Consider the following 23,884-nt stretch of genomic DNA (forward strand, 5'->3'; position numbering starts at 1 on the left):
AATCAGCTCCCTCTCCCTCCGGGAGAGGGTTGGGGTGAGGGCCGGTTTTAATCAGGTATCAGAGACCGTAGCTCATCAAACGATCATAACGACGTTTGAGCAGGGCTTCGTGATCCAGCTTCTTGAGCATGTCGAGCTGGGAAATCAGATCGGCACGAATGCTCGCAGAAGCCGCAGCCGGGTCACGGTGCGCGCCGCCCAATGGCTCGCCAATCACCTTGTCGACGATGCCCAGGCCTTTCAGACGTTCTGCAGTGATACCCATGGCTTCAGCTGCGTCCGGCGCTTTTTCGGCGGTTTTCCACAGAATCGAGGCGCAACCTTCCGGCGAGATCACCGCGTAGGTCGAGTACTGCAGCATGTTCAACTGGTCGCACACGCCAATGGCCAATGCACCGCCCGAACCGCCTTCGCCGATAACGGTGGCGATGATAGGGGTTTTCAGGCGCGACATGACGCGCAGGTTCCAGGCAATGGCTTCGCTCTGGTTGCGCTCTTCGGCGTCGATACCCGGGTAAGCACCCGGCGTGTCGATAAAGGTCAGGATCGGCATCTTGAAGCGCTCGGCCATTTCCATCAGACGGCAGGCCTTGCGGTAGCCTTCAGGGCGCGGCATACCGAAGTTGCGTCGTACCTTTTCACGCACTTCACGGCCTTTCTGATGACCAATCACCATCACTGGCTGATCGTCCAGACGGGCAATACCGCCAACAATGGCAGCGTCATCGGCAAAGTGGCGGTCGCCATGCAGCTCATCGAACTCGGTGAAGATGTGATCGATGTAGTCCAGCGTGTAGGGACGACGCGGGTGACGGGCCAAACGGGCAATCTGCCAGCTGGTCAGCTTGCCGAAAATATCTTCAGTCAGCGTTTTGCTTTTGTCTTGCAGACGAGAGATTTCATCACTGATATTCAGCGAGTTGTCATTACCAACCAAGCGCAACTCTTCGATTTTGGCTTGCAGGTCAGCAATCGGCTGTTCGAAATCAAGAAAATTCGGGTTCATAAGCATCCGTCTTGGGTCGGCGGCAAAGCATGCCAGAGGGTCTGAAACCCAGCAATTGCTGGCGTTTCTAACCGAGCTGGGGCAGCCGGTTGATCTGTATCGCGCCTACCTTAAGGGACAGGCGCTCTCAGGTCGAGATTAAAAATTCAGGTCGAGGTCAGGGCGCAGCTATGGCCCCTGACCGTCAACGGTATTGGAGGAAGACGTTGTCTCGCCCGAACTGGTCACGCAGGGCTTGAATCAAGCTGTCTGCCGGATCGATCCGCCAGGTCTCGCCAAACTGCAACATGGCCTTGGCCTCTTCGCCCGTGTACTCCATGGTGACAGGGCAGGCTCCGCGATGTTTTTTCAGCAACTCGCCCAGATTACGCAACTGATCACCCTTGAGCGCGTCCCGGTTCACTTTCAGGCGCAAGCTCTCGGCCAGACTGGTGCGTGCATCTTCCATGCTCATCACCCGTTTGACCCGCAGGCGCAGGCCACCGGAGAAGTCGTCATTGCTGACTTCACCTTCGACCACCACCATCGCATCAGTCTGCAACAGCGACTGCGCCGAATGAAACGCCTCGGCAAACAACGACGCTTCAATGCGCGCCGAACGGTCATCGAGAGTGATAAAGCCCATCTTGTCGCCTTTTTTGTTCTTCATCACCCGCAACGCGATAATCATCCCGGCAACGGTCTGGGTATCACGGGCTGGCTTGAGATCAATAATGCGCTGGCGGGCAAAGCGGCGGATCTCGCCCTCGTACTCGTCAATCGGATGGCCGGTCAGGTACAGGCCCAGAGTGTCCTTCTCGCCTTTGAGTCGCTCCTTGAGCGTCAGTTCCCTGGCCTTGCGGTGGTGGGCATAGACGTCCGCATCAGCCTCGACAAACAACCCGCCAAACAGGTCGGCGTGCCCGCTGTCATGGGTGCGCGCAGTTTGTTCGGCTGCCTTGATCGCTTCTTCCAGCGCCGACAGCAACACCGCACGGTTCTGGTCGATGTTGGCTTGCCAGGCCTTGGGCTCGTCATGGAAAAACGGCCCCAGGCGGTCAAGGGCACCGCTGCGGATCAGGCCATCAAGAGTACGCTTGTTGATACGTTTGAGGTCAACCCGGGCGCAGAAATCGAACAAATCCTTGAACGGGCCGTCCTGACGCGCCTCGGTAATGGCCTCGACAGGCCCCTCGCCCACCCCCTTGATCGCCCCCAGGCCATAAATGATCCGGCCTTCATCGTTCACCGTGAACTTGAACTCCGAGGCATTCACATCCGGCGCATCGAGACGCAGCTTCATGCTGCGAATCTCTTCGATCAGGATCACCACCTTGTCGGTGTTGTGCATATCCGCCGACAGTACCGCGGCCATAAATGGCGCCGGGTAGTGGGTTTTCAGCCAGGCGGTCTGGTACGACACCAGGCCGTAGGCAGCGGAGTGGGATTTGTTGAAACCGTAACCGGCGAATTTTTCCACCAGGTCGAAAATGTTACCGGCCAGGTCAGCGTCAATATTGTTATTGGCGCAACCTTCAATAAAGCCACCGCGCTGCTTGGCCATTTCTTCAGGTTTTTTCTTACCCATGGCCCGACGCAGCATGTCTGCGCCGCCGAGGGTATACCCGGCCATGACCTGGGCAATCTGCATCACCTGTTCCTGATACAGGATGATGCCGTAAGTGGGTGCCAATACCGGCTTGAGGCCTTCGTACTGATAATCGGAGTGCGGGTACGCCAGTTCGGCACGGCCGTGCTTACGGTTGATAAAGTCATCAACCATGCCTGACTGCAGCGGCCCTGGACGGAACAGGGCCACCAGTGCGATCAAGTCTTCCAGGCAGTCGGGTTTGAGCTTTTTGATCAGCTCTTTCATACCGCGCGACTCGAGCTGGAACACCGCGGTGGTTTCGGCCTTTTGCAGCAACTGGTAGGTCGGCTTGTCGTCCAGCGGGATAAAGGCGATATCCAGCGGTGGCTCGTCGACCTTGGCGCGATCGCGGTTGATGGTTTTCAACGCCCAGTCGATCACTGTCAGGGTCCGCAGACCGAGGAAGTCGAACTTCACCAGGCCAGCAGACTCAACGTCATCCTTGTCGAACTGGGTAACCAGACCACCACCCTCTTCGTCGCAGTAAATCGGCGAGAAGTCAGTCAGTTTGGTCGGTGCGATCACCACACCACCGGCGTGCTTGCCGACGTTACGTACAACGCCTTCAAGCTTGCGGGCCATTTCCCAGATTTCGGCCGCTTCTTCATCGACCTTGATAAAGTCGCGCAGGATTTCCTCCTGCTCGAAGGCTTTTTCCAGGGTCATACCGACTTCAAACGGAATCATCTTCGACAGACGATCCGCCAGGCCGTAGGACTTGCCCTGCACCCGCGCCACGTCACGGATTACCGCCTTGGCGGCCATCGAACCGAAAGTGATGATCTGGCTTACCGCGTTGCGTCCGTATTTTTCGGCCACATACTCGATTACCCGGTCGCGACCATCCATGCAGAAGTCGACGTCGAAGTCGGGCATCGATACCCGTTCCGGGTTAAGGAATCGTTCGAACAGGAGGTCGTATTCCAGCGGATCAAGGTCGGTGATCTTCTGTACATAGGCCACCAGCGAGCCGGCACCCGACCCCCGGCCCGGCCCTACCGGTACGCCATTGCTCTTGGCCCACTGAATAAAGTCCATCACGATCAGGAAGTAACCCGGGAACCCCATCTGGATGATGATATCCAGTTCGAAATTCAGCCGGTCGACATACACCTGACGCTTGGTGTCGTAATCCTCGGTGGTGTCTTTGGGCAGCAGAACGCTCAGGCGCTCTTCCAGGCCGTCAAATGACACCTTGCGGAAATATTCATCGATGGTCATGCCATCAGGGATCGGGAAGTTGGGCAAAAAGTGAGTGCCCAGCTTTACTTCGATATTGCAGCGTTTGGCAATTTCAACCGTGTTTGCCAAAGCATCAGGCAAGTCACTGAACAGCTCGGCCATTTCCTCGGCGCTTTTCAGATACTGCTGATCGCTGTAATTCTTGGAGCGACGCGGGTCGTCCAGTGCCCGGCCCTCACCAATGCAGACGCGGGTTTCGTGAGCCTCAAAGTCCTGTTGCCTGATAAAGCGCACATCGTTGGTTGCCACCAGCGGCGCGCCGATCTTGTCTGCCAGGGCCACAGCCGCATGCAGATGCTCTTCGTCATTGGGACGCTTGGTACGCTGCACTTCGATATAGAAGCGGTCAGGGAACACCGTCATCCATTCTCGGGCCAGGGTCTCGGCTTCTTCAGTGTTGCCACTGATCAGCGCGACACCGATCTCGCCCTCTTTCGCAGCCGACAGCATGATCAGGCCATCGGCGGCCTCGGCTACCCACTCGCGCTCGATGATGACCTGGCCATTGCGCTGGCCATCGATGTAACCACGGGAGATCAGCTCGGTCAGGTTGCGATAGCCCAACGGGTTCATCGCCAACAGGCTGATACGGCTGAGGGGGTTTTCAGGGTCCTTGTTCGACAGCCACAGGTCTGCACCACTGATCGGCTTGATGCCGCCGCCCATGGCCGCCTTGTAGAACTTGACCAGGGAGCACATGTTGTTCTGATCGGTCACCGCGACAGCGGGCATATTCATGCCGGCCAGAGTTTTGATCAGCGGTTTGATCCGCACCAGGCCATCGACCAGGGAGTATTCAGTGTGCAGGCGCAGGTGAACGAATGAAGCCGGCATGGTGATCCTGTCTATAAGCTTTGAGAAACAACAAGGCCCGGATTGTACCGGGCCTTGGCAAAAACATCAGCCTTATGGCTAAAGGCCTTCAAGGGCCTCGTAAGCACGACGCACCGGACCAAACGAACGGCGATGTATCGGTGTAGGCCCCAGGCGCTCGAGGGCTGCAAGATGAACGGCCGTTGGGTAACCCTTGTGCCCGCCAATGCCATAGCCAGGGTACTGCAGCTCGAATGCAGCCATTTCGCGGTCACGGCTGACCTTGGCCAGAATCGATGCCGCGGCAATTGCCGGTACCTTGCTATCGCCCTTGACCACGGCCTCGGCTGGCATGGCCAGCTTGGGGCAACGATTACCGTCGATCATGGCCAGTTTCGGGGTAATGCTCAGTCCTTCAACAGCGCGCTGCATGGCCAGCATGGTGGCGTGCAGAATGTTCAGCTCGTCGATTTCTTCGACTTCGGCCCGGGCAATGCACCAGCTCAGTGCTTTTTCACGAATTTCGTCGAAGAGCTTTTCGCGACGGGCTTCAGTGAGCTTTTTCGAATCATTGAGCCCGGCGATAGGCCGATTGGGGTCGAGAATCACGGCGGCCGTTACCACGGCACCGCACAAGGGGCCACGACCCACTTCATCGACACCCGCCACGAGGTCTTCGACCAGATTGAAGTCCAAGCCGATTTGCATGGTTACTTTACTCATTTGGATTGTGCAATCAGGCCCAGTACCGCTTTGGCGGCCTGATTGGAAGCGTCGAGACGCAAGGTGCGATGAATTTCGTCAAAGCCGCGGGTCTGCTCTTCACCACCCTCAAGCAAAGGCAGCAAGGTGCGGGCCAGTGCCTCAGGCGTGGCTGCATCCTGCAACAGCTCGGGCACCAGCATGCGCTGGGCCAGCAAGTTGGGCAGCGACACATACGGGCTTTTGACCAGACGCTTGAGAATCCAGAACGTGAGACGCGCAAGACGATAAGCCACCACCATCGGCCGCTTGTACAGCAAGGCTTCAAGAGTGGCCGTGCCCGATGCGATCAGGACCGCATCACAGGCCGCTAGCGCGAGGTGCGACTGGCCGTCGAGCAAGGTCAGCGGCAAGTCGCGCCCCACCAGCAACTGTTCGATCTGCTCACGACGCGCTGCGCTCGCGCAAGGCAACACAAAGCGCACATCAGGGCGAGCTTGGCGGATTATTTGCGCGGCATCGAGAAACAACCCGCCAAGCTTGCCAACTTCACCACCACGACTACCCGGCATCAAGGCGACCAACGGCCCGTCAGGCAGGCCCAACTCGGCGCGCGCACCGGCCTTGTCGGCCTCAAGAGGAATGGTGTCTGCCAGCGAATGCCCGACAAAACGCACGGGCACACCGTGCTCTTCGTAAAAGCGCGCCTCGAATGGCAGCAACGTCAGCATCAAATCGCAACCTTCGCGGATTTTCAGCACGCGCTTCTGCCGCCACGCCCACACGGACGGGCTCACATAATGCACGGTCTTGATCCCGGCACGACGCAATTGAAGTTCGATATTGAGGGTGAAATCGGGGGCGTCGATGCCGATAAACACGTCGGGCTTTTCGGCGATCAGGGTCTGAACCAACAGCTTGCGGCGCTTGAGCAATTCACGCAGGCGACCCAGCACTTCAACCAGGCCCATCACCGACAGACGTTCCATCGGGAAGTAGGAGCTCATGCCCTCTGCTTCCATCAATGGACCACCCACGCCGATAAATTCGATATCAGAATGCTGGGCCTTGAGTGCCCGCATCAACCCCGAACCCAATATGTCGCCCGAGGCCTCACCCGCTACCAGCGCGATACGCAATCTGGCCATGACTAGCGCGTGATGCCGCGAGTGGAAGAGCGAATGGACTCTACAAACATGGCAACTTCCGGGAACTGCGCAGCAGGCTCGGCCAATTCTGCAAGCGCCTGATCAACAGTCAACCCCTGGCGGTAAACCACCTTGTAGGCACGACGCAAGGCATGGATGGCATCGTCACTGAAGCCGCGACGACGCATGCCTTCGAAGTTCATGCTGCGTGCTTCGGCAGGGCTGCCAAACACGGTTACAAATGCAGGAACGTCCTTGCCAATGGCAGTGCCCATGCCCGAAAAGCTGTGCGCACCGATGTGGCAGAACTGATGGACCAGGGTAAAACCGGACAGGATGGCCCAGTCACCCATGTGCACATGGCCTGCCAACGCAGAGTTATTGACCAGGATGCAATGATTGCCAATAACGCTGTCATGGCCGATATGGGCATAGGCCATTACCAGGTTGTGATCACCCAGCGTGGTTTCAGAGCGGTCCTGAATGGTGCCGCGATGAATGGTGACACCTTCACGAATCACGTTGTGGTCACCGATCACCAGGCGAGTTTCCTCACCCTTGTACTTCAGATCAGGGGTGTCCTCGCCTACCGAAGAAAACTGGTAGATGCGATTGTGCTTACCGATCCTGGTTGGGCCCTTGAGAATCACATGCGGCCCAATCACAGTCCCCTCGCCGATTTCCACACCAGCGCCGATGATCGACCAAGGGCCGACCTCGACGTCGTCGGCCAAAATGGCCGTCGGATCGATGATTGCGCGAGGGTCAATCAAACTCATAGTTTGCGTTCCGCACAAATGATTTCAGCCGAGCATACCGGCTTGCCGTCAACCGTTGCCTGGCACTCGAACTTCCAGATGGAACGCTTGCAGCTCAAGAACTTGGCCTCAAGGATCAGTTGATCACCTGGCAGCACAGGCTGACGAAAGCGTAGCTTGTCGGAACCTACGAAGTAATAAAGTGTACCGTCAGCCGGCTTGAGGTCCATCATCTTGAAACCAAGGATGCCGGCTGCCTGAGCCATGGCCTCGATGATCAACACGCCCGGCATGATCGGGTGGGCCGGGAAGTGACCGTTGAAAAAAGGCTCATTGATGCTGACATTCTTGTAGGCACGAATGCGCTTGTTCTCGACATCCAGATCCACCACTCGGTCCACCAGCAGGAACGGGTAACGGTGGGGCAGATATTCGCGAATCTCGTTGATGTCCATCATTTCGTGGGGAAGCCTGTAATAAAGATTGGGCGCGCGCGACTAAGGCGCGCTCCTCTAGCAAATCAAGGAAGCAAACCAATGGCTCTGCACGCTTGATATGGAAATTGTATTAACCTTTTGAAGAAGCTTTACCGCCGGGGGTCACTTACCGACGTGCTTTTCCAGTTGTTTCAATCGCCGGGCGATATCGTCCAGCTGACGAATACGTGCCGCACTTTTGCGCCACTCGGCGGCCGGCTGCATCGCGGTACCGGAAGAGTAGGCGCCAGGCTCGGTAATCGAGTGGGTCACCATTGTCATGCCAGTCAAGAATACATTGTCACAAATTTCAATGTGCCCCACCAAACCGACACCACCTGCCAGCATGCAGTGCTTGCCGATCTTGGTGCTGCCCGAGATCCCGACACATGCGGCCATGGCCGTATGGTCACCGACCTGAACGTTGTGCGCGATCTGGATCTGGTTATCCAGCTTGACCCCATTACCGATTACGGTATCGGCCAGGGCGCCGCGGTCGATGGCCGTGTTGACACCGATTTCGACATCATCACCAATGGTCACACCACCGATTTGCGCGATTTTTTGCCACACGCCTTTTTCGTTGGCAAAACCAAAGCCTTCACCGCCCAGCACTGCGCCCGACTGAATGACCACACGCTTGCCGATACGAACATCGTGATAAAGCGTCACGCGTGGAGCCAGCCAGCCGCCTTCACCGATTTCGCAACGCGCCCCGATAAAGCAATGAGGGCCCACCGTGACACCGGCAGCGATGCGCGCACCGCTTTCGATGACGGCAAACGCACCAATGCTCGCCGCAGGGTCAACCACCGCGTCAGCAGCAATCACTGCCGATGGATGAACGCCGGCAGTGGCTTTGGGCTTGGGATCAAACAGATGGGAAATCCGCGCATAAGCCAGGTAAGGATCCGGCACAACCAGGGCATCACCGGGATACTCTTCGGCGTCAGCAGCCTTGAGCAATACAGCTCCGGCCTGGCAGTCGACAAGGAATTTTCGGTACTGGGGGTTGGCCAGAAAGCTCAACTGAGCTGGGCCAGCCTCTTGTAAAGTGGCTAGCCCAGTGATTTCTTTCTCCGCAGAGCCACGCAAGGTGGCCCCGAGGAACTCGGCCAATTGGCCGAGTTTTATAGTCGCAGTCATAATTACTTCAGCTGATTCATGCGCTCGATAACTTGGCGAGTGATGTCGTACTGAGGTTTAACATCAATCACAGCACCACGCTCGAACACCAGGTCAAAGGCGCCTTTTTTGATGACTTCTTCAACAGCGCTGTCCAGTTTCGGCTTCAGCTGTTTCAGCATTTCACGGTCAGCAACGGCTTTGGCTTCGTTCAGTTCCTTGGACTGGAACTGGAAGTCACGGGCCTTTTGCTTGAATTCAAGCTCCAGACGCTCACGCTCGCCCTGCTGCATCTTGTCGCCGCCTTTTACCAGACGGTCCTGAATACCCTTGGCGCTGCTTTCCAGGCTTTTGAGCTTGGTCAGTTGCGGGCCAAATTTCTTCTCGGCATCTACGGCGTAACGCTTGGCGGCATCCGATTCAAGCAATGCCATCTGATAGTTCAGCACGGCAATTTTCATGTCGGCGAAAGCCGGGCCAGCCACTAGAACCGAAGCCAGGAGAACCAATTGAGTCAACTTACGCACGATGCACTCCTAAAAAATCCGTTGTCTGTATCTGAAGTCAGGCTTTAGAAAGTCTGGCCGAGGGAGAATTGGAACACTTGAGTGTCGGCATCATCCGGTTTCTTGATCGGCATGGCCAAGCTGAAACTCAGCGGGCCAAGCGCAGTCACCCAGGTCACACCAACACCCACAGAGCTGGCCAGGTTGCTGAAGCCGATATCGCAATCCTTGGTATCGCCCTTGCAGTTGGTGTCGAACACGTTACCCACATCCCAGAACACGGAGGTGCGCAGGGAACGCTGGTCTTTGACGAACGGCATAGGGAACAACACTTCCACACCACCCTGGATCAGCACGTTACCACCGAATGGCAGTGGATCCTGATCCGGGTCGGCGATGGTGCCTACGTTACCGGTTACACCAGCACCACGGCTTGGGGTGCTGCGTGGGCCCAGAGCGCTGTCCTTGAAGCCACGTACCGAGTTGAAGCCACCCGCGTAATAGTTTTCATAGAACGGCAGGCCTTCGGTGGAACCATAGCCATCACCATAGCCCAACTCGGTGTGCAGGCGCATGGTGTAGGTGTCTGTCAACGGCTGGAACAGCTGGGCACGGTAGTCCAGCTTGTAGAACTGCAGGTCGCTGCCTGGAATGGTGGTTTCAAACACCAGGCTCTGCGAGCTGCCGCGAGTCGGCAATACGCCTTTGTTCAGGGTCGATTCAGACCAGCCGACCGATGCCTTGAAGTTGAGGTACTTGTCGCCTTCACGGTTTACGAAGTCGAAAATCTCGTCAACGGTGTACTGGCCGGTGCTGATTTCATCCTGCTGCACAGTCAGGCCATAGGTCAGGCGCGATGTGTCGCTGATCGGGTAGCCCATGGTGATACCAGCACCCAGGCTGTCCACCGAGTAGTTTGCTACGTCAACGTCGAGGTCTTTGTAGTCGGTAGTACGGTAGAAAGCGTTGTAACCCAGGCTCACACCATCAGCTGTCCAGTACGGATCGACATAGCTGAAGTTGTAGCGGCTCTGGTATTCGCTGCGGGTCAGGCCAATGCTGACCTTGTTGCCCGTACCCAGGAAGTTGTTCTGGGTAATCGAACCGCCCAGGATCAAACCTGCGCTCTGGGCAAAACCGACGCTGGCGGTAATGGAACCCGACGCCTGCTCTTCTACTGCATAGTTCACGTCAACCTGATCGTCAGTGCCTGGCACTGCCGGAGTCTCGACGTTGACTTCCTTGAAGAAGCCCAGACGCTCAAGGCGGACCTTGGACTGGTCAATCAGGTAAGTCGATGCCCAGCCACCTTCCATCTGGCGCATTTCGCGACGCAGCACTTCGTCAGCCGACTTGGTGTTGCCGCGGTAGTTGATGCGGTTGACGTAAGCACGCTTGCCCGGATCGACCACAAAGGTGATGGCCACGGTGTGATCTTCAGGGTTTGGCTGAGGTACGCCGTTGACGTTGGCGAAGGTATAGCCCTCGTTACCCAGACGACGGGTGATCAGCTCCGAGGTGGTGGTCATCAGCTTGCGCGAGAACACCTGGCCCGGCTGAACAAGCAGCAGCGACTTGATCTGATCTTCCGGAACCTTGAGGTCACCGCTCAGTTTCACTTCGCCAACATTGTATTTTTCGCCTTCATTCACGTTTACGGTGATGTAGACGCTTTTCTTGTCAGGCGTGATCGATACCTGGGTCGAAGCAATATCCATATTGATATAGCCGCGATCGAGGTAGTAGGAGCGCAGACGCTCAAGGTCACCCGACAGTTTTTCACGTGCGTACTTGTCGTCGTTCTTGAAGAACGACAGCCAGTTCGTGGTCTTGAGTTCAAACAGGTCAACCAGGTCGGACTCAGGGAAAACCGTGTTGCCCACCACGTTGATGTGCTGGATCGCGGCAACCGTGCCCTCGTTGATATTGACCTTCAAGGCAACCCGGTTACGCGGCTCGGGCACCACTTCGGTGTCTACCGTCGCCGAGTAGCGGCCCTGGGCAACATACTGGCGTTGCAGTTCGTTGCGCACGCCTTCAAGGGTGGCGCGCTGGAAGATTTCACCTTCGGCCAGGCCCGACTGTTTAAGACCTTTCATAAGGTCATCAGTGGAGATCGCCTTGTTGCCGTCAATGGTGATGCTGGAGACGGAAGGACGTTCGACAACCGTGATAACAAGCACATTGCCATCACGACCCAGTTGGATGTCCTGAAAGAACCCGGTTTTGAACAACGCACGAGTGGATTCCACCAGACGGCGGTCATCCGCTACTTCACCCACGTTCAGAGGCAACGCGCCAAACACGCTACCGGCGGAAACCCGCTGGAGGCCGTTGACACGGATATCAGAGATAGTGAAGGACTCGGCGTGAACTTCGGCGATCATCAGTACGGCGAGAACCGCAGTTAGCAGCAGACGTTTCATGAAGTCCTTTCTTATTCCAACTGGCAATAAACAAACTGCCGCAAAATGCGGCAGATTCGCAATTCAGCGAAGCGTTTACAGACGGCCCAGATCGTTGATCAAGGCAAGTAACATCACCCCGACCACCAAGCTGATACCGATCTGCATTCCCCAACCCTGCACCCGATCCGACAAGGGGCGACCACGCACCCACTCGATCAGATAAAACAACAAATGTCCCCCATCCAGTACAGGTATGGGCAACAAATTCAGAACCCCGAGGCTGATACTCAGATAAGCCAGGAAATTCAGGAAATCAGCAACACCCGACTGGGCAGAAGCGCCCGCCACTTTAGCAATGGTTATCGGTCCACTCAAGTTTTTTACCGAGAGCTCGCCGAACAACATTTTCTTGAGTGAGTCGAGCGTCAATATGCTCATGGTCCAGGTGCGTTTGGCCCCCTCCCCGATTGCCGCGAGCGGGCCATAGCTGACTTCACGGATCATCGATGGTGGCCAGTCGACACCTTTGACGCCGGCCCCCAGATAACCGGTTGCTGCCTTGCCTTCGCCACGCGCAGCCAGCGTGACCGGAATCTCTACCGGCACACCGTCGCGCTCGACATGCAAAACAATACGGGCTTGCGGATGTACCCGCACCCAGTCCACGACCTGCTGCCAGTCCTTGACCGGCTGATCGTCGATGGCCAGCAGCTTGTCACCGGTTTTAAGCCCGGCAGCCTGGGCAGGGCCTTTAGGGTCGAGTTCTGCCAGAACGGCTGGCAACTCGGGACGCCATGGGCGAATCCCCAACGACTTGATCGGATCCGGCTCATCAGCGCCCTTGAGCCAGTCTTTCAATACCAACTGACGGGACGTTTCAGCCGTTGTACCCGGCTCACGCACCACCACCTGCAACGAACCGCTTTCGCCCAGACGGCGAACCAGCTGCAGGTTGACGTTTGACCAGCCCGTGGTTGGCTCGCCATCAATGGAGACGATTTCCTGACCGGCAGTCAGCCCGGCCTGAGCCGCCAGGCTGCCGCTTTCCACTGCACCGATGACCGGCCGCACCTGCTGGCTGCCCATCATTGCCAGCACCCAGAAGAACGCCATGGCCAACATGAAGTTGGCAATTGGCCCGGCCGCAACGATGGCAATGCGCTGGCCTACGGTCTTGCGGTTAAACGATTGATCGCGCTGCTCGGCGGGCACTTCGCCTTCGCGCTCATCGAGCATCTTGACGTAGCCACCCAACGGAATGGCAGCAACTACAAACTCGGTGCCCTGGCGGTCATGCCAGCGGAGCAGAGGCGTACCGAAGCCCACGGAGAAGCGCAGAACCTTGACGCCACAACGGCGCGCCACCCAAAAGTGACCGAATTCATGAAAAGTGACCAGCACACCCAATGCCACCAGGGTGCCAACAATCATATAGAGCGCACTCATCTACTTTCTCCGCGATTCTGTCCGGTTCCGGCTCACATCACTTTCAGCCGTTACGACTCAACCACTGTTCAGCCAGCATCCGGGCTTTGCTATCTGCGGCAAATACCGCTTCCAATTCGTCGACGGCCACAACGGGCTCGCTGTTCAATACGTCTTCGATAATACGCGCGATCTGCGGATAACGGATTCGCCCGTCCAAAAAGGCGGCCACGGCAACTTCGTTTGCCGCATTGAGCATCGCTGGCGCGCTATTGCCCGCCATGGCAGCCTCGCGAGCCAGACGCAAACAAGGGAAGCGTTGCTCGTCAGGGCGCTGGAAGTCCAGCCGCGCCACTGCAAACAGGTCCAACGGCGCAACACCCGAGTCAATCCGCTCAGGCCAGGCCAGGGCATTGGCAATCGGCGTACGCATATCGGGGTTGCCCAACTGGGCCAGCACCGAGCCATCCACATAATCGACCAGCGAGTGAATCACGCTTTGCGGATGGATCACCACCTCGACCTGTTCCGGGCGTGCATCAAACAGCCAGCAGGCCTCGATCAGCTCCAGGCCTTTGTTCATCATGCTGGCCGAATCAACCGAAATCTTGCGCCCCATCGACCAATTGGGATGAGCACAGGCTTGATCCGGCGTGACGTGTTCAAGCTCTGCCAGCGGCGTCTCACGGAATGGACCACCAGAGGCTGTCAGCAAAATCCGACGAACACCGACATTACCCAGGCCACGGGAAAAGTCCCGGGGCAAGCACTGGAAAATCGCGTTGTGTTCGCTGTCGATGGGCAGCAATACCGAACCGCTGCGACGCACGGCCTGCATAAACAGGTCGCCGGTCATCACCAACGCTTCTTTGTTGGCCAGCAGGATCTTCTTGCCGGCATTGACCGCCGCCAGTGTCGGGCGCAGGCCTGCGGCACCGACAATTGCCGCCATCACCGAATCCACTTCAGGAGCCGACGAAACCTGACACAACCCCTCCTCACCTACCAATACTTCGGTATTGAGCCCGGCTGCGCGCAAATCCGCCTGTAACTGGCTGGCAGCACGCTCATCCGGCACCACGGCAACCTGCGGCCGGTGCTTGATGCACAAGGCCAGCAGTTCGGCGAGACGGCTGTAGCCTGTCAGGGCAAAGGCCTGATAGCGGTCAGGGTGACGCGCAATAACATCCAGGGTGCTCAGGCCAATGGAACCCGTAGCCCCCAGAACAGTAATCTGTTGTGGACGGCTCATGAAGCCGCCATCCACAGCAATACAGCAAATACCGGGATCGCCGCCGTCAGGCTGTCGATACGATCCAGTACACCACCATGGCCCGGCAGCAGGTTACTGCTGTCTTTGACCCCGGCCTGGCGTTTGAACATGCTTTCCGTGAGGTCGCCCACCACCGAAATCAGGACGATCACAGCAGCGCCCAGCAGTGCAACAAACATCTGCGAAGCGCTCCAGTCACGCACTATACCCACGACCGCGGTGATCAGCAGGCTGAGCAACAGACCGCCAAATACACCTTCCCAGCTTTTGCCCGGACTGACCTTGGGGGCAAGCTTGCGCTTGCCGAATTTGCGCCCGGAAAAATAGGCACCAATATCTGCGCCCCATACCAGAACCATCACCGCCATGATCAGCCAGTTGCCCAGCGGCATCGCCTTGATCAGGACCAGCCCTTGCCAGGCCGGCAGCAGGATCAACAGACCGATCACCAGCCTGGCCGCAATACTCGACCAGTGCGCAGCCGATTGCGGAAAGGTCAGCACCAGAAAGGTCGCTGTCGCCCACCACAACACCGCCGCGCCCAGCACCCAGGGCGCCAGATCGGGGAATATATGCAGCCCCAACAGCAGCGCGGCCACTACTACAGCAAACAGCACCCGTGCACCTTGCGCCTCAAAGCCGGCAAGACGCGCCCACTCCCAGGCACCCAGGGTCACGACCAGGCCAATAAACAGCGCAAAGCCGCTGCCCTCGAGCAGGAAAAAGCCGCACAAGGCTATTGGCAGCAAGATAAGTGCAGTGATGATTCTTTGTTTAAGCATTAAATCCGGGCTCCAGCCTCAACCTGCTCGCTCGTTTTACCGAAGCGGCGCTGGCGAGAAGCGAAATCAGCCAATGCGTGCTGCATGGCCTCGTGTTTGAAGTCCGGCCAGAACAGGTCGGAGAAGTACAACTCGGAATAGGCCAGCTGCCACAGCAAGAAATTGCTGATGCGGTGCTCGCCACCGGTGCGGATACACAGATCGGGCAATGGCAGATCACCCGTTACCAGACAGGTTTGCAGCAAACCCGGAGTGATATCCTCCGGCTGCAAGTGCCCTGTCTGGACTTGACGCGCCAACTGCTGCGCGGCCTGCGCGATATCCCACTGGCCACCGTAATTGGCGGCAATCTGCAAGACAAAGCGGCCTTCGCCCACTGTCATTGCTTCCGCTTCACGCATCGCCTTTTGCAAATCGGGATGAAAGCGCGAGCGGTCGCCAATGATCCGCAGGCTGATCTCGTTTTCGTTGAGGCGCTTGGCCTCACGACGCAGCGCCCTGAAAAACAGGTCCATCAAGGCACTGACTTCAGCGGCGGGCCGCTGCCAGTTTTCACTGGAAAACGCGAACAGGGTCAGTACCTCGACCCCGGCCCCGGCACACACTTCAATGACCGCGCGAACTGCATCCACACCCGCTTTATGCCCGGCAACACCTGGCAGAAAGCGTTTTTTTGCCCAGCGATTATTACCGTCCATGATGATCGCGACATGTCGCGGAACAGATGACGGGTCAGCCTGCTTCGTCTTTTCCATAAAACGCCCTGACCCTTATACGGCCATCAGGTCCGCTTCTTTCTGCTTGGTGGCAACTTCGATATCCGCCACGGCCTTGTCGGTCAGCTTCTGGATATCATCAGCAGCACGACGCTCTTCGTCTTCGCTGATTTCCTTTTCCTTGACCAGGTCTTTCAATTGGCTCAAGGCGTCGCGACGGATATTGCGCACGGCAATACGGGCATCTTCAGCTGCATCACGGGCCTGCTTGGCGAAAACCTTGCGGGTTTCTTCAGTCAGGGCCGGCATGGAGATCAGCAGCAGCTCACCCAGGTTGGTCGGGTTCAGGTTCAGACCGGCGCTCTGGATGGCCTTGTCGACTGCGCCCAGCATGTTGCGCTCGAACGCTACAACTTGAAGGGTGCGGGAGTCTTTGACGGTGATGTTGGCGACCTGGCTGATCGGAGTATCCGAGCCATAGTAAGGCACCATCACGCTGCCCAGAATGCTCGGGTGAGCCTTGCCGGTACGGATCTGGCCAAATGCATGGGCCAGGGATTCCAGCGACTTCTGCATACGCGTTTGAGCGTCTTTCTTGATTTCGTTGATCATTGTTGACCTTCCTCGATCAGAGTACCTTCAGCGCCGCCATGGACAATATTAAGCAGGGCGCCGGGCTTGTTCATATTAAATACACGCAATGGCATTTTATGGTCGCGGCACAGACAGATGGCCGTCAGGTCCATAACACCCAGTTTGCGATCCAGTACTTCATCGTAAGTCAGATGATCGAACTTCTCGGCATGCGGGTCTTTGAATGGATCTGCGGTGTACACGCCGTCAACCTTGGTTGCCTTGAGCACGACATCAGCGTCGATTTCAATGGCACGCAAGCATGCTGCCGAATCCGTCGTGAAGAAAGGATTACCGGTGCCTGCAGCGAAAATCACCACATCCTTGGCATTCAGGTGGCGCATGGCCTTGCGACGATCGTAATGATCGGTCACACCAACCATGGAAATGGCCGACATAACGATGGCGGAGATATTCGCACGTTCCAGCGCATCGCGCATGGCCAGGGCGTTCATCACGGTAGCCAGCATGCCCATATGGTCGCCAGTCACACGATCCATACCGGCGGCGCTCAATGCAGCACCACGGAACAGGTTGCCACCACCAATCACCAGTCCTACCTGAACGCCGATGCCGACCAGTTGGCCCACTTCCAGCGCCATGCGGTCGAGCACCTTGGGATCGATCCCGAACTCTTCAGAGCCCATCAGGGCTTCGCCGCTTAGCTTGAGTAGAATGCGTTTATAGCGAGCTTGATAACCACTGCCCTGCTGAGCCATTGCGAATCTCTCCTGCCGCGTTTTATAGATAATCTGTGCGAGGTCATTTTTCAACCCGCGCTTGTTCTAGCTGTGGCACTGCACAGCAGCACCATCGGAACACGATTTTGCAAACCGGTTCCGCCGAGAAGGAAAAATCCCCTCCCATTTGAAAAGAGGCTGCGCGCGTGAGCGGGCAGCCTCTTCGGGTCGACAGTTTAGAACCGTCTTATTGCTTGCTTGCAGCCACTTGAGCAGCAACTTCAGCAGCGAAGTCGTCAACTGGCTTCTCGATGCCATCACCTACTTTGAAGTAAGTGAAGGAAACGATTTCAGCGCCGGCTTTCTTGGCCAGATCGCCGACCTTGATTTCCGGGTTCTTGACGAACGCTTGCTCAACCAGGCTGGCTTCAGCCAGGAACTTGCTGATACGACCGGCAACCATTTTTTCAACGATTTCGGCTGGCTTGCCTTTGATCTTGTCTTCGTTGAGGCTCATGAACACGGTTTTTTCGCGTTCGATGGCATCAGCGGAAACTTGCGATGGCAGCAGGAACTCAGGGTTGCTTGCAGCTACGTGCATGGCGATGTCACGAGCCAGCTCAGCGTTGCCGCCTTTCAGAGCAACAACCACACCGATCTTGTTGCCGTGCAGGTAAGCATCAACAACGTCACCTTCGATGCGGGCCAGACGACGGATGTTGACGTTTTCGCCTACTTTACCAACCAGAACCAGACGATCAGCTTCTTGAGCAGCGATCAGCGGAGCTGCGTCGGTCAGTTTGTCAGCGAACGCTTTTTCAACGCTGTCAGCAACGAATTTTTTGAAGTCGTCTTGCAGAGCCAGGAAGTCGGTTTGCGAGTTGACTTCAAGAATTACAGCCGACTTGTTGTCGTCTGCAACTTTAACTGCGATAGCGCCTTCAGCAGCAACGTTACCTGCTTTTTTGGCTGCCTTGATGGCGCCCGAAGCACGCATGTCATCAATGGCTTTTTCGATGTCGCCGCCAGCCTTGGTCAAGGCTTTCTTGCAGTCCATCATGCCTTCGCCAGTACGCTCACGCAGTTCTTTAACCAACGCTGCAGTAATCTCTGCCATTTCAAAATTCCTCTTGGATAGGTTTTCAACCATTCCACCCGACCGAACGGGCGTTCAATTCGTTTGAAGCGCACCCCGAATCAACCGTGCAGGTCGCCATCTGATACAGATACAACAAACAGGGTTACAACAAATGGATTTCGAGGTGGCAAAAAGGGGGCCAAGCCCCCTTTTTGCGTACTGAGTAAACGCTAGGCGTTAATTACTCAGCCTTCAACTACCGCTGCAGCTGGAGCTTCTTCGACGAAAACGTCGGTGCCGCCAGCAACGTGGTTACGGCCTTTGATCACAGCATCAGCCATCGCACCCATGTACAGCTGGATAGCGCGGATTGCGTCATCGTTACCCGGGATGATGTAGTCAACACCTTCTGGGCTGCTGTTGGTATCGACAACGCCGATTACCGGGATACCCAACTTGTTAGCTTCGGTGATCGCGATACGCTCGTGGTCAACGTCGATAACGAACAGAGCGTCTGGCAGACCGCCCATGTCCTTGATACCACCCAGGCTACGATCCAGCTTCTGCAGATCGCGAGTGCGCATCAGCGCCTCTTTCTTGGTCAGCTTGGCGAAAGTACCGTCTTCTGCCTGGATTTCAAGGTCACGCAGACGCTTGATCGAAGCACGAATGGTTTTGAAGTTGGTGAGCATGCCGCCCAACCAGCGGTGATCCACGTACGGCGAACCGCAACGTGCTGCTTCTTCAGCAACGATCTTGCCAGCGGAACGCTTGGTGCCGACGAACAGAATCTTGTTTTTGCCCTGGGCCAGGCGCTCAACGAAAGTCAGAGCTTCGTTGAACATTGGCAGGGTTTTTTCAAGGTTGATGATGTGGATCTTGTTACGCGCGCCAAAGATGTATTTACCCATCTTCGGGTTCCAGTAACGGGTTTGGTGACCGAAGTGCACACCGGCCTTCAGCATATCGCGCATGTTGACTTGGGACATGATAGTTCCTTAATAAGTCGGGTTAGGCCTCCACGTATCCCAACGACCAACCAGCAGCTTCAAAGCTGAAGGCACCCAGGTCATCGTGTCGACACGTGTGTGGGTTTGTGCTCTGCGGGCTATACCCGCAAAGCGGCGCATTTTATACCACAAGATGCATTAAAAACGAAGTGTGAATTCAGACTTTATTGCTAAAGCGTTGCCCTGCAAGGGCTTACGCCTGGCTTGCTCTTGCTTCTTGTCCAACAATACCACTTCCACCAGCAAAATATTCCAAACACCGAGCAAGCCCATAACAGCGTCGGAGCCAGACGGCCGCACAACACAACAAGTCTGACACCTGGGCCAGGGCCGCTTCTGAATTGACCGAACAGGCCGGCCGGTCGGCCGCCTCGGGGCGCAGTGCTTTTGATCTGCCTGCCCTCCCGGGAGGCCGAGAGGAGGTTCTGCGGAGTGGGTCGACCGGCATGGATGCCGGGAGAGCCGCGATGGGCCATGGATGGCCCGTGGCGGCGGGCCCACGGAGCAGAGCCGGAGCGAGGGAACCTGAGCGCAGCGAAGGCCGTACGATGGGGCGAGGACCTTTTGGTTCCTTTTGGGTCCTTCCAAAAGGGACTCGACGTAAGGTCGAAACCATAGTCTCAGTTAGACACAAATGCTGGATATGTACGCGCAATGCCATTTAAAACTACCGAGTACATACCTATTCGGCCTCACGAAGGGCGAAAAAATCAAAAGCGCGGGCTTCGGCCGCTTACCTTATTCGCGCGGGGCCTTGGAATAGAACCAGGATGCTCCTATCTATTAAGAGAAGCGATGGCTACAGGCCCACGACTAACGCCGACCGTCTGTTAGAATCGTACTTTTATGACGGCGTGCCGCGATTCACAGCACGCCCGCAATCCTGATGATGAGCGCCAACGCGCGAAGAGAGCCCGAATGACCGTCACCCTCAAAACCCCAGAGGACATCGCAAAAATGCGTATCGCCGGCAAACTGGCCGCCGAAGTCCTGGAAATGATCGCCGAGTACGTAAAACCCGGCGTCACCACTGAAGAGCTGGATCGCATCTGCCATGACTATATCGTCAATGTGCAAAAGGCCATCCCTGCCCCGCTCAACTATAAAGGCTTTCCCAAGTCGATCTGCACCTCGATCAATCACGTGGTATGCCACGGCATCCCGGGCGACAAGGTATTGAAGGACGGCGACACCCTGAACATCGACGTCACCGTGATCAAGGACGGCTACCACGGCGACACCAGCCGCATGTTCCACGTCGGCAAGGTTCCGGTATGGGCCGAGCGCCTGTCGCAAGTGACCCAGGAATGCATGTACAAGGCTATCGAAATCGTTAAACCGGGCTGCCGCCTGGGCGATATCGGCGAAGTGATCCAGAAGCACGCTGAAAAGAACGGTTTTTCTGTCGTACGCGAGTTCTGCGGCCACGGTATCGGCAAGGTATTCCACGAAGAGCCGCAGATCCTGCACTACGGCCGCGCTGGCACCGGTATGGAGCTCAAGGCCGGCATGACCTTCACCATCGAGCCGATGATCAATCAGGGCAAGGCCGACACCAAGGTGCTGGGCGACGGCTGGACCGCCATCACCAAGGACCGCAAGCTGTCTGCCCAGTGGGAACACACCCTGCTGGTCACCGACACCGGTTACGAAATTTTCACCCTGCGCAGCGATGACACCATCCCCCGCGTTTCGGCCTGAAACTTGCGTGTTTTCACCGTTTAGCCCGTAAAACCCAGCACAGGAATGCCAATCGATGCCGCAGGTGGATCCAGAACTTTTTGACCGCGGCCAGTTCCAGGCCGAGCTGGCATTAAAGGCGAGCCCCATTGCCGCTTTCAAAAAGGCGATCCGCCAGGCTCGGGAGGTACTCGACGAACGCTTCAAAAAGGGGCGTGATATTCGCCGCCTGATCGAAGACCGTGCATGGTTCGTCGACAACATCCTGCAACAGGCGTGGGACCAGTTCAGCTGGAGCGCTGAGGCCGACATCGCGCTGGTCGCCGTCGGCGGCTATGGCCGCGGCGAGTTGCACCCTTATTCCGACATCGATCTGCTGATCCTGCTGGACAACGCAGATCACGAAGTTTTCCGTGATTCCATTGAGCGTTTTCTGACACTTCTTTGGGACATAGGCCTAGAAGTAGGTCAGAGCGTGCGCTCGGTGGATGAGTGCGCAGAGCAGGCCCGCGCCGACCTGACCATCATCACCAACTTGATGGAAAGCCGCACCGTGGCGGGCCCCGAGCATTTGCGCCAGCGCATGCTGGACGTCACCAGCACCGCCCACATGTGGCCCAGCAAGGAGTTTTTCCTGGCCAAGCGCGCCGAGCAAAAGGCCCGCCACCACAAGTACAACGACACCGAGTACAACCTGGAGCCTAACGTCAAGGGTTCGCCCGGCGGCCTGCGCGATATCCAGACCATTTTGTGGGTAGCCCGCCGCCAGTACGGCACCCTGAATTTGCGCGCCCTTGCCGGCGAAGGCTTTCTGGTAGAAAGCGAGCACGCCCTGCTGGCCTCGTCCCAGGAATTTTTGTGGAAGGTGCGCTACGCCCTGCACATGCTTGCCGGGCGTGCCGAAGACCGTCTGCTGTTCGACCACCAGCGCAGCATCGGCGAACTGCTCGGCTTTACCGGCGAAGACGCCAAGCAGACCATCGAAAATTTCATGCAGCAGTACTACCGGGTGGTCATGAGCATTGCCCAGCTCAGCGACCTGATCATCCAGCACTTCGAAGAGGTGATCCTCGCCCCCGAGGACGAAGCGCCGCCAACCCCGTTGAACTCGCGCTTCCAGTTGCACGATGGCTATATCGAAGCCACCAGCGACCACGTGTTCAAGCGCACCCCCTTCGCCATGCTGGAAATCTTCCTGCTGATGGCACAGCACCCCGAGATCAAGGGCGTGCGGGCCGACACCATCCGCCTGCTACGCGAACATCGCTACCTGATCGACGAAGATTTCCGCAAAGACATCCGCAACACCAGCCTGTTTATCGAACTGTTCAAGTGCAAGATCGGCATCCACCGCAACCTGCGCCGGATGAACCGTTACGGCATCCTGGGCCGTTACCTGCCCGAGTTTGGTTTTATCGTCGGGCAAATGCAGCATGACCTGTTCCACATTTATACGGTCGATGCCCACACCCTGAACCTGATCAAACACCTGCGTAAGCTGCAATACACCCAGGTATCGGAGAAATTCCCGCTCGCCAGCAAGTTGATGGCCAAGCTGCCCAAGCCCGAGCTGATCTACCTGGCCGGGCTGTACCACGATATCGGCAAGGGCCGCCACGGCGACCATTCCGAAATCGGTGCCGTGGATGCAGAAGCGTTCTGCATCCGTCATCAGTTGCCGCAGTGGGACACGCGCCTGATCGTGTGGCTGGTACAAAACCACCTGGTGATGTCCACCACCGCCCAGCGCAAGGACCTGTCCGACCCGCAGGTCATCCATGATTTTGCCCAGATTGTGGTGGACGAAACCCACCTCGACTACCTCTATGTGCTGACTGTCGCCGATATCAACGCCACCAACCCGACGCTGTGGAATTCCTGGCGCGCCAGCCTGTTGCGCCAGCTCTACACCGAGACCAAGCGTGCCTTGCGTAGAGGCCTGGAAAACCCGGTGGACCGCGAAGAACAGATCCGCCAGACGCAAAGTGCGGCGCTGGATATTCTGGTGCGCGGGGGTACCGACCAGGATGACGTGGAACAGCTCTGGTCACAGCTGGGCGACGACTATTTCCTGCGACACTCCTCTGCCGACGTGGCCCTGCATACCGAAGCCATCCTGCAGCAGCCTGCCGATGGCGGCCCGCTGGTGCTGATCAAGGAAACCACCCAGCGGGAGTTCGAGGGCGGCACGCAGATCTTCATCTATGCACCCGACCAGCACGACTTCTTCGCCGTGACAGTGGCCGCCATGGACCAGCTCAACCTGAACATCCATGACGCACGCATTATCACCTCCAGCAGCCAGTTCACCCTCGACACCTATATCGTGCTCGACAACGATGGCGGCTCGATTGGTAACAACCCGGCGCGTATCGAAAAAATCCGCAAGGGGCTGACCGAAGCCCTGCGCAACCCGGACGACTACCCGACCATCATCCAGCGCCGCGTGCCGCGCCAGCTCAAGCACTTTGCCTTTGCGCCCCAGGTCACGATCCATAACGACGCCCAGCGCCCGGTGACCGTGCTGGAGCTCAGCGCCCCCGACCGCCCGGGCCTGCTGGCTCGCATCGGAATGATCTTTCTGGAGTTTGATCTGTCGCTGCAGAACGCCAAGATTGCCACCCTGGGTGAACGCGTCGAAGACGTCTTTTTCATTACCGATGCAAACAACCAGCCGCTGTCCGACCCGCAGCTGTGCATGCGTTTGCAGGAAGCGATCGTCGAGCAACTGACGGTCAATCAGGATTCAACCCCAGAACCGTGGCGCCTGAGCATTTAACCGCCGCCGAGTGA

Annotated in this window: 18 protein-coding genes and 1 pseudogene; 2 read left to right on the forward strand and 17 right to left on the reverse strand. The window is 57.2% G+C overall.

The features are described 5' to 3' along the window. Positions 1–58: 58 nt before the first annotated feature. The 17 genes and pseudogenes from QN377_RS02770 to rpsB all read right to left on the reverse strand — a co-directional run bounded on the left by QN377_RS02770 (position 59) and on the right by rpsB (position 19,390). Positions 59–1,006, reverse strand: a complete 948-nt coding sequence (locus tag QN377_RS02770) for an acetyl-CoA carboxylase carboxyltransferase subunit alpha (RefSeq protein ID WP_016781995.1) — start codon at positions 1,004–1,006, stop codon at positions 59–61. A gap of 184 nt (positions 1,007–1,190) precedes the next feature. Beyond that, entirely contained in the window at positions 1,191–4,712 is a 3,522-nt protein-coding gene (gene dnaE, locus QN377_RS02775; protein WP_095001318.1) for a DNA polymerase III subunit alpha, read from the reverse strand. A 78-nt stretch (positions 4,713–4,790) separates the two neighbouring features. After that, positions 4,791–5,399 (reverse strand): ribonuclease HII, encoded by a 609-nt coding sequence (gene rnhB, locus QN377_RS02780; protein ID WP_095001317.1) that lies wholly within the window; start codon positions 5,397–5,399, stop codon positions 4,791–4,793. Between the two features lie 11 nt (positions 5,400–5,410). Then, entirely contained in the window at positions 5,411–6,541 is a 1,131-nt protein-coding gene (gene lpxB, locus QN377_RS02785; RefSeq protein ID WP_095018170.1) for a lipid-A-disaccharide synthase, read from the reverse strand. Between the two features lie 2 nt (positions 6,542–6,543). After that, positions 6,544–7,320, reverse strand: coding sequence for an acyl-ACP--UDP-N-acetylglucosamine O-acyltransferase (gene lpxA / locus QN377_RS02790; protein ID WP_095001315.1), 777 nt, complete (start codon positions 7,318–7,320; stop codon positions 6,544–6,546). Beyond that, entirely contained in the window at positions 7,317–7,757 is a 441-nt protein-coding gene (gene fabZ, locus QN377_RS02795) for a 3-hydroxyacyl-ACP dehydratase FabZ (protein ID WP_016781990.1), read from the reverse strand. The genes lpxA and fabZ overlap by 4 nt, the downstream gene beginning before the upstream one ends. 109 nt (positions 7,758–7,866) lie before the next feature. Then, a pseudogene (lpxD, locus tag QN377_RS02800) lies at positions 7,867–8,921 on the reverse strand (UDP-3-O-(3-hydroxymyristoyl)glucosamine N-acyltransferase). Positions 8,922–8,923: 2 nt separating this feature from the next. Beyond that, complete coding sequence (locus QN377_RS02805) at positions 8,924–9,427, reverse strand: OmpH family outer membrane protein (protein WP_003440444.1); 504 nt, start codon at positions 9,425–9,427, stop codon at positions 8,924–8,926. A gap of 44 nt (positions 9,428–9,471) precedes the next feature. Beyond that, positions 9,472–11,832, reverse strand: a complete 2,361-nt coding sequence (bamA, locus tag QN377_RS02810; protein ID WP_095001313.1) for an outer membrane protein assembly factor BamA — start codon at positions 11,830–11,832, stop codon at positions 9,472–9,474. A gap of 75 nt (positions 11,833–11,907) precedes the next feature. Continuing rightward, a complete protein-coding gene (gene rseP, locus QN377_RS02815) occupies positions 11,908–13,260 on the reverse strand; it encodes a sigma E protease regulator RseP (RefSeq protein ID WP_095018172.1) in 1,353 nt (450 codons plus the stop codon). 43 nt (positions 13,261–13,303) lie between these two features. Beyond that, on the reverse strand, positions 13,304–14,491 hold the full coding sequence (ispC, locus tag QN377_RS02820; RefSeq protein ID WP_095001311.1) for a 1-deoxy-D-xylulose-5-phosphate reductoisomerase: 1,188 nt from the start codon (positions 14,489–14,491) through the stop codon (positions 13,304–13,306). Further along, positions 14,488–15,294, reverse strand: a complete 807-nt coding sequence (locus tag QN377_RS02825; RefSeq protein WP_095001310.1) for a phosphatidate cytidylyltransferase — start codon at positions 15,292–15,294, stop codon at positions 14,488–14,490. The genes ispC and QN377_RS02825 overlap by 4 nt, the downstream gene beginning before the upstream one ends. Next, positions 15,294–16,049, reverse strand: coding sequence for a polyprenyl diphosphate synthase (gene uppS, locus QN377_RS02830; RefSeq protein WP_095001309.1), 756 nt, complete (start codon positions 16,047–16,049; stop codon positions 15,294–15,296). The genes QN377_RS02825 and uppS overlap by 1 nt, the downstream gene beginning before the upstream one ends. 15 nt (positions 16,050–16,064) lie before the next feature. Continuing rightward, complete coding sequence (frr, locus tag QN377_RS02835) at positions 16,065–16,622, reverse strand: ribosome recycling factor (RefSeq protein ID WP_016781983.1); 558 nt, start codon at positions 16,620–16,622, stop codon at positions 16,065–16,067. Further along, positions 16,619–17,362, reverse strand: a complete 744-nt coding sequence (pyrH, locus tag QN377_RS02840; protein WP_003440426.1) for a UMP kinase — start codon at positions 17,360–17,362, stop codon at positions 16,619–16,621. Before pyrH ends, frr begins: the two co-directional genes overlap by 4 nt. A 208-nt stretch (positions 17,363–17,570) precedes the next feature. Then, positions 17,571–18,440, reverse strand: a complete 870-nt coding sequence (gene tsf, locus QN377_RS02845) for a translation elongation factor Ts (protein WP_095001308.1) — start codon at positions 18,438–18,440, stop codon at positions 17,571–17,573. Between the two features lie 206 nt (positions 18,441–18,646). Beyond that, the gene (gene rpsB, locus QN377_RS02850) at positions 18,647–19,390 is read right to left on the reverse strand and encodes a 30S ribosomal protein S2 (RefSeq protein ID WP_016781981.1); all 744 of its coding nucleotides are present in this window, start codon (positions 19,388–19,390) and stop codon (positions 18,647–18,649) included. Positions 19,391–20,257: 867 nt separating this feature from the next. Between rpsB and map the strand changes: the two genes are divergently transcribed. Further along, positions 20,258–21,112 (forward strand): type I methionyl aminopeptidase, encoded by an 855-nt coding sequence (map, locus tag QN377_RS02855; RefSeq protein ID WP_095001307.1) that lies wholly within the window; start codon positions 20,258–20,260, stop codon positions 21,110–21,112. Positions 21,113–21,167: 55 nt separating this feature from the next. Continuing rightward, on the forward strand, positions 21,168–23,870 hold the full coding sequence (locus tag QN377_RS02860; protein WP_095020566.1) for a [protein-PII] uridylyltransferase: 2,703 nt from the start codon (positions 21,168–21,170) through the stop codon (positions 23,868–23,870). The last annotated feature ends 14 nt before the right edge of the window (positions 23,871–23,884 follow it).

Origin of the sequence: Pseudomonas sp. CCC4.1 (assembly GCF_035019225.1) — a bacterium.
GTDB classification, from domain to species: Bacteria; Pseudomonadota; Gammaproteobacteria; order Pseudomonadales; family Pseudomonadaceae; genus Aquipseudomonas; species Aquipseudomonas bubulae.